Genomic DNA, 6367 nt, shown 5'->3' on the forward strand with positions numbered 1-6367 from the left:
CGGGTGGGGTGCTGCTCGGCATCCTGGTCACCGCCGGGTACGCGTTCTGGCGGCAGTGGCCGACGGCGGTGCCGCTCTGGGCGATGGCCGGCGGCGTCGGCGCGACCCTGCTGATCGGCGGGCTCGCCGGCCTCTACCCGGCCGTCCGGGCCGCCCGGCTCGCCCCGACCGAGGCGCTCGCCTGACGGTCCGGCCGGTGCGTCCCGGGTGTGTTCGTCGTCGTCCCGGCGAGGGCGGACGCACCCGGGACGGCGCCGCAGCCCACCCGGCTCACGCGAACCGCCCCGCCGGTCCGGACGGACGGGCGGGGCGGCGACGTGCGACAGCGCTCAGCTGATGACGGTGTCCAGCGCGATCTCGACCATCTGGCTGAAGGTCTGCTCCCGCTCGGCGGAGGTGGTCTTCTCGCCGGTCTTGATGTGGTCGCTGACAGTCAGCACCGTCAACGCCCGCGCCTTGAACCGGGCCGCGATCGTGTAGAGCGCGGCGGACTCCATCTCCACGGCCAGCACCCCGTAGTCGGCGAGCGTGTCGTAGAGGTCCGGCCGGTCGGTGTAGAAGGCGTCGGCGGCCAGGATCGGCCCGACGTGCATGGTGATGCCCTGCCGCTCGGCCACCTCGACCGCTGTACGCAGCAGCCCGAAGTCGGCGACCGGCGCGTAGTCGATCAACCCGTCGAACCGCATCCGGTTCATGTTCGAATCGGTGGACGAGCCGATCGCCGCGATCACGTCCCGGAGCTTCAGGTCCTCCCGAAGCGCCCCGCACGAGCCGACCCGGATCAGCGTCTTCACGCCGTACTCGTTGATCAGCTCATGGGCGTAGATCGAGGCGGACGGCATGCCCATGCCGGAGCCCTGGATCGAGACGTCGACCCCCTTCCAGCGGCCGGTGAAGCCCAGCATCCCCCGGACGGTCGAGTAGCACTGGGCGTCCTCGAGGTAGGTCTCCGCGATCCACTTGGCCCGCAGCGGGTCACCCGGCATCAGGACCCGCTCGGCGATCTCTCCCGGCTTCGCGCCGATGTGCGTACTCATGGCAAGGATCCTGCCAGGCCGCCCGGGGCCATACCGGTTCGGCACCGGAAGCCGCGGTCCTGTAGCCTACTCGGCGGTGGCGTGTCCGAGTGGCCTAAGGAGCACGCCTCGAAAGCGTGTGAGGGTTTACGCCCTCCGCGGGTTCAAATCCCGCCGCCACCGCTCGTAACATGCGAGAACGCCCGGTCGGTCCGTGAGGACCGACCGGGCGTTTCGTCGTTTTGAGATCCGTACGGGGAGGGCCCGGAACGGACCCGGACCCTTCCCGGCACGGCGTCAGGACTGCGGCAGGATGCCGACGTCCACCGCGGTCTCGGCGCCGTCACGCACCTCGACCAGGGCGCTGAGGCCGTATGCGTAGTAGTCGCCGACGCGGCTGACGATGTCCGAGTCGGTGGCGTCGTCGCCCACGTCGGGCGTGGTGAACTGGGTGCCGCTGCCGTCCGGCAGGATGACCTTCACGTTGTACCGGCCCGGCTTCAGCCGCCCGCCCCAGTAGGTCCCGCTGACCGTGTTGGTGTAGATGCCCGGCCAGTCCCACGGCAGCGAGCCCGTCTCCGGTACGACGGTCAGTCCGGAGATCTTGTCGAAGGCCATCGGCTCGTCGGCGTCGCGCTGGCCGTCCCGATCGAGGTCGAGCCAGACGCGGCCGGTGACAGCGCCCTCGGCGATGTAGGTGACGGTGTCCGACGCGGTGTTGTTCTCGGTCGACGACTCCGGCGTGCCGGCGGACGCGGTCGCCGTGAAGGTCAGCGGGCCGGCCGGGGTGCCGGGCAGCGCCCGCAGCTTCACCCGCAGGTTGAGCCCGTCGGTGGCGATGTCCCAGTGGTCACGGGTGCACTCGACGAACCGGTCGGTCGCCTCCTCCAGCCGGCACGCCCAGGCGGGGTCGCCGGCGTCGGCGGAGACGAACTCGACGGTCGGCGGGAGCGGGAGCCGGACCGCGACGTCCTCCGCCGGGCTGCCGCCCTCGGCGAACACGGCCGTCGACACCTCGAACTCCTGGTTCGCCCGCAGCTCGTCCGTGGCGACCACGTCGAGCCCGTAGACGTTCAGGTCGCCCGGCGGCGGCACGGCGTAGGTGAACGTGGTCGTGCCGCTGTTGTTGGTGAGCGACAGTTCCGGCGCCGGGGTCGACACCGAGCCGGTCACCGTCCGGGTGTCGCCCGCCGTGCCGGCCGGGAAGTACGGGTAGAGGGCGAACTGCGCCGCCTCGCCCGGCGGGATCTCCTGGTCGTTCTCGCAGGTCCAGGTGGAGGTGGAGAAGTCGCACTGCCACGACGGGTCGCTCTGGGTCCAGGGGCCGGCGAAGGCGTCCGCTGGCATCTGGAAGGTGAAGCGGGCTCCGGGGGCGGGAACTGTGCCCTCGTTTACCGCCCGGGCGCCCACGGAGCCGCGCGAGCCGTTGCCACCGTAGGTGGAGATCAGCCCGCCGTCCCACTGGATGAAGGAGAAGGCGAGGTCGGGCTTCACCACGTACTCGATAGTGGCCGTGTCCGTGTTGTTGGTGCTGGACGACTCACGGCTGTCGGTGGCGGCGGTGGCGGAGATGAACGCCTGCTTGCCGTCGGTGCCGGGGGGCAGGGTCGCCCAGATGTCGAACTCGGCGGTGGCGCCCGGGGCGAGATCGCCCCACTTGCACTTCGCGGCGCCGGCGTCACAGGTCCAGCCGGCAGGTCCTTCGCCGCCCCAGCCGAGGGTGACGCCGGTCGGCGGCTGCAGTTTGACGGTGACACCGTCGGCCTCGGCGCCCCCCGCGTTGCGTACCGAGACGTGGAGGCGGACGCGGCCGCCGTCCGGTCCGACCTGGCCGGAATCGGTGTGCAGACCGAGGACGACGTCGGCGGGGCTGGGCGCGGCCACCGCCGAGCCCGGGAGGGCGGTGAGCATCGACCCGACGACGGCGGTCGCGAGGGACCCGGCCTGCAGCGCACGGCGCACGGTCGGGCGGAACATGTGGTTGACCATGGGTTCCTTGTCTGGTCGGGAACAGGACGAGGGCCGGGACACGCACTCGCTGGAGGCGGTCACCGGGCCCGGCCGGGATCTTGGTCCCGTCGATATCTCAGGCGTCCGCCCGGCCGAAAGGGTTACATCCGCCGCGGGACCCGGCGGCGGGTCGGTCGGTTGCTCACCGCACCGCGATCACTGTGCGAGGGACCGAGGTCTCAGCAGGGGCCGTGGCCCTCGGCGAAGAGGCGCTCGGCCCAGTCCGCGTACCCGGCGATGACTTTCCGCACGGTGCGGCCGTCGTGCAGGAAGAGGTAGGCCCGGTCGCCGTCGCGGGCGAGCAGCCCGTTGAGACGGTACGTCCCCTGTGGAGCGTGCAGCGGCGTGAGCTGGGGGTAGCGGGCCCGGACCTGCCGCAGGGGGCTGCCCACGCCGACACCTTCCGTGGTTCGCGTCGAGTCGCCGAGCCAGATCAGCACCAGCCGGTCGTCGACGAAGACGGGGCTGATCGCGGTGTGCCCGGCGAGTGTCCAGCCGCAGCCCTGCACATCCGTACGCAGGATGCCGCGCCGGGTCAGCTCGTCCTCGGTGTCCCCGAACTCGACGTTGCGCAGGCCGGTCAGGTCGAGGACCTCGCCGGCCGGAATGGCCCGATGTGGACGATCGGTCGGCGCGCTCGGCGGGCTGCCCGAGACGACGGCAGCCGTCAGCAAACCGGCAATAAAGGCGAATTGACGCAATTTCATAGCTTCCCCCGGGGTCCCTAACGGCCGGGACGCGGCGAGGTTGCTCTCAACGTCCGGATTGCTCCTCTTCCCACTGCTCGGCGAGCTCGTCCCAGTAGTCGGCGCTCAGCCGCCGCCGGCCATGAGCCAGCCAGCCGGCGGTGTTCCGCTCCAGGTGCAGCCCCAGCTCCGCGAAGGCGTCGATCCACGCACCGGGCTCCACGCCCAGCTCCACCAGGGCGGCGTTGATCGGCCAGCCCTCCCGCGGGCTGTCCAGGGCGCTGTCGACACGTGGCCCCCAGTGCAGGGCGCCGTCGAGCCAGACCGCCGCCGACTGGTAGCCGAGCCCGCCGAAGAACTCCGCCTCCACGTACGCCACCGGACCCCGCCCGGACCAGCGGGCCAGCGTCGCGGTCAGGGCCGGGCCGAGGACCAGGTCGAACGGGTGCTCGTCGGTGCGCTCCTCGACCGAGTAGTCCGGCAGCGACCCGGTCAGCTCCTCGACCAGCTGCGGGGTGACCGGCAGTAGCGCGAAGTCCTGCCGCAGCTCGCCGAGGACGGCGTGATCCAGCTCGGCGGTCTGCTCGCGCAGCAGCTCGACGTCCGCGATCACCGCGCTGAGCTGGTAGCTCACCGGGCGGCCCCGCGATCCACAGGCTGTGGATAGAACATGTGTACGACGGGTCTCCTCACCTCGCCAGTATCGCGGCGAGGTCGTGCGGGGCGCCATCGCGGCGGTCCTGATCCGGGCCGACCTGGAGCAGGCGGGAGCGGTGACCGCCGCCGGAGCGGCCCGATCCCGCGGGGGTCTCGTCGGGGCCGAGGGCCTGCGGGTCCCGCGCGCGGCACCGGCTACCGGGACGGGGGCCGCCCGAGACGGCGCGAGGGCCGGCCCGCTGGGGCCGACCCTCGTCGTCCGTGCTGCTCAGGTGAGCGGAGGATACGAGATTCGAACTCGTGAGGGTGTGAACCCAACACGCTTTCCAAGCGTGCGCCCTAGGCCTCTAGGCGAATCCTCCGCGGATCAGGATACAGGTCTCCGTCGGATCGCCCACCCCACCACCCCCTGAAGATCGACGCCGGGTCGGGTAGGCTTTGGGCCACCTCCCGTGCGGCGGTATCTCGTGAACCTCCCCAGGGCCGGAAGGCAGCAAGGATAAGCGAGCTCTGCCGGGTGCACGGGAGGCCTTTCTGTTTTCGGGCCCCCTGATCGACTCGAGTTCAGTGAGGTCGGGGTGTCCTCGGTGTGCTGATGGCCCGACATCCTTGAAGTCGAGGTGATCGAGCGCTTGGGCGTCGGGGCAGCGGTGGCTGGTCGAGCGCGTGGGCGCCCTTCAGTGGCGCGCAGACCCCGTCAGCGGCGGGGTGGGTGGTCACCCGGGGCGTACCGGCGCAGAATGGCTCGGTCGAGAGGAGGCGGGACGGGTGGCACTGGCGCTCTACCGCAAGTACCGGCCGCGTACGTTCGCCGAGGTCATCGGTCAGGAGCACGTCACCGAGCCGTTGTCGCAGGCGCTGCGGAGCGGGCGGCTCAACCACGCCTACCTCTTCTCCGGCCCCCGTGGCTGCGGCAAGACCTCCAGCGCCCGGATCCTCGCCCGCTCGCTCAACTGTGAGCAGGGCCCCACCCCGGAGCCGTGCGGTCAGTGCGAGTCCTGCCGGTCGCTGGCGAACGACGGCGCCGGCTCGATCGACGTCATCGAGATCGACGCGGCGAGCCATGGCGGCGTCGACGACGCCCGCGAACTGCGCGAGAAGGCGGTCTTCGCGCCGGCCCGCAGCCGATTCAAGATCTACGTCATCGACGAGGCGCACATGGTCTCGTCGGCCGGCTTCAATGCCCTGCTCAAGCTGGTCGAGGAGCCGCCGGAGTACGTCAAGTTCATCTTCGCCACCACCGAGCCGGAGAAGGTCCTCGGCACGATCAAGTCGCGGACCCACCACTACCCGTTCCGGCTCATCCCGCCGAAGGTGCTCCGGCCGTACCTGGAGCAGCTCACCGAGGCCGAGGGCATCTCCGTCGAGCCGGCGGTCTTTCCGCTGGTGGTGCGGGCCGGCGGTGGCAGCGCCCGGGACAGTCTCTCGGTGCTCGACCAGCTCATCGCGGGCGCCGGCCCGGAGGGGGTCACCTACGCCCGGGCCGCCGCGCTGCTCGGGGTCACCGACGCGGCGCTGATCGACGAGATGTGCGACGCCATCGCGGCCGGGGACGGCGCGGCCGCGTACGCCACTGTCGACCAGGTGGCCGAGGCCGGTCACGACCCCCGCCGGTTCGCCTCCGACCTGCTGGAGCGGCTGCGCGACCTGATCGTGCTCCAGCAGGTGCCGGACGCCGCCGCGAAGGGCCTCATCGACGGCCCGGCCGACCAGATCGAGCGGATGACGGCGCAGGCCCAGCAGCTCGGCCCGGGCACCCTCTCCCGCTGCGCCGACATCGTGCACAACGGCCTGGTGGAGATGCGCGGCACCACCGCGCCCCGGCTGCTGCTGGAGCTGATCTGCGCCCGGATGCTGCTGCCCGGGGCCGACGACTCGACCGGCGGCCTGCTCCAGCGCCTCGAACGGATGGAACGCCGGCTCACCCTGGCCGGCGCCGACACCGCCGGCTCCGCGCCGGTCGCCGCGGCCCCGGCCGTACGCCCGACGCCTCCAGCC

At 71.7% G+C, this 6367-nt stretch carries 6 protein-coding genes, 2 tRNA genes and 1 other RNA gene; 4 read left to right on the forward strand and 5 right to left on the reverse strand.

The window, feature by feature from the left end:
• The coding region (locus E1211_RS29550; RefSeq protein ID WP_371686222.1) for an ABC transporter permease at positions 1-185 on the forward strand (185 nt) is incomplete at its 5' end.
• Positions 186-329: 144 nt separating this feature from the next.
• Here the strand turns inward: E1211_RS29550 and deoD are convergent.
• Positions 330-1037, reverse strand: coding sequence for a purine-nucleoside phosphorylase (deoD, locus tag E1211_RS29555; protein WP_132353105.1), 708 nt, complete (start codon positions 1035-1037; stop codon positions 330-332).
• A 75-nt stretch (positions 1038-1112) separates the two neighbouring features.
• Here deoD and E1211_RS29560 point away from each other — a divergent pair.
• A tRNA-Ser gene (locus tag E1211_RS29560) sits at positions 1113-1199 on the forward strand.
• Positions 1200-1313: 114 nt separating this feature from the next.
• Here the strand turns inward: E1211_RS29560 and E1211_RS29565 are convergent.
• The 4 genes from E1211_RS29565 to E1211_RS29580 form a co-directional block, all read right to left on the reverse strand.
• Positions 1314-2993 (reverse strand): SdrD B-like domain-containing protein, encoded by a 1680-nt coding sequence (locus E1211_RS29565; protein WP_132353107.1) that lies wholly within the window; start codon positions 2991-2993, stop codon positions 1314-1316.
• Between the two features lie 212 nt (positions 2994-3205).
• Entirely contained in the window at positions 3206-3697 is a 492-nt protein-coding gene (locus E1211_RS29570) for a hypothetical protein (RefSeq protein ID WP_371686223.1), read from the reverse strand.
• 82 nt (positions 3698-3779) lie between these two features.
• Positions 3780-4346 (reverse strand): hypothetical protein, encoded by a 567-nt coding sequence (locus E1211_RS29575; protein ID WP_132353111.1) that lies wholly within the window; start codon positions 4344-4346, stop codon positions 3780-3782.
• Positions 4347-4646: 300 nt separating this feature from the next.
• Positions 4647-4731: transfer RNA gene (locus E1211_RS29580), tRNA-Ser, on the reverse strand.
• 82 nt (positions 4732-4813) lie between these two features.
• On the opposite strand from E1211_RS29580, the gene ffs reads away from it, so the two are divergent.
• Positions 4814-4903: signal recognition particle sRNA small type (ffs, locus tag E1211_RS29585), an RNA gene on the forward strand.
• Between the two features lie 234 nt (positions 4904-5137).
• Positions 5138-6367 (forward strand): DNA polymerase III subunit gamma and tau (locus E1211_RS29590; RefSeq protein ID WP_132353113.1); only part of this gene is annotated, 1230 nt, incomplete at its 3' end.

Origin of the sequence: Micromonospora sp. 15K316, assembly GCF_004348525.1 — a bacterium.
GTDB lineage: Bacteria > Actinomycetota > Actinomycetes > Mycobacteriales > Micromonosporaceae > Micromonospora.

Coding starts and splice junctions, on each gene's coding strand:
- deoD (WP_132353105.1), bottom strand. CDS start 1,037: ATGAGTACGCACATCGGCGCGAAGCCGGGAGAGATCGCCGAGCGGGTC.
- E1211_RS29565 (WP_132353107.1), bottom strand. CDS start 2,993: ATGTTCCGCCCGACCGTGCGCCGTGCGCTGCAGGCCGGGTCCCTCGCG.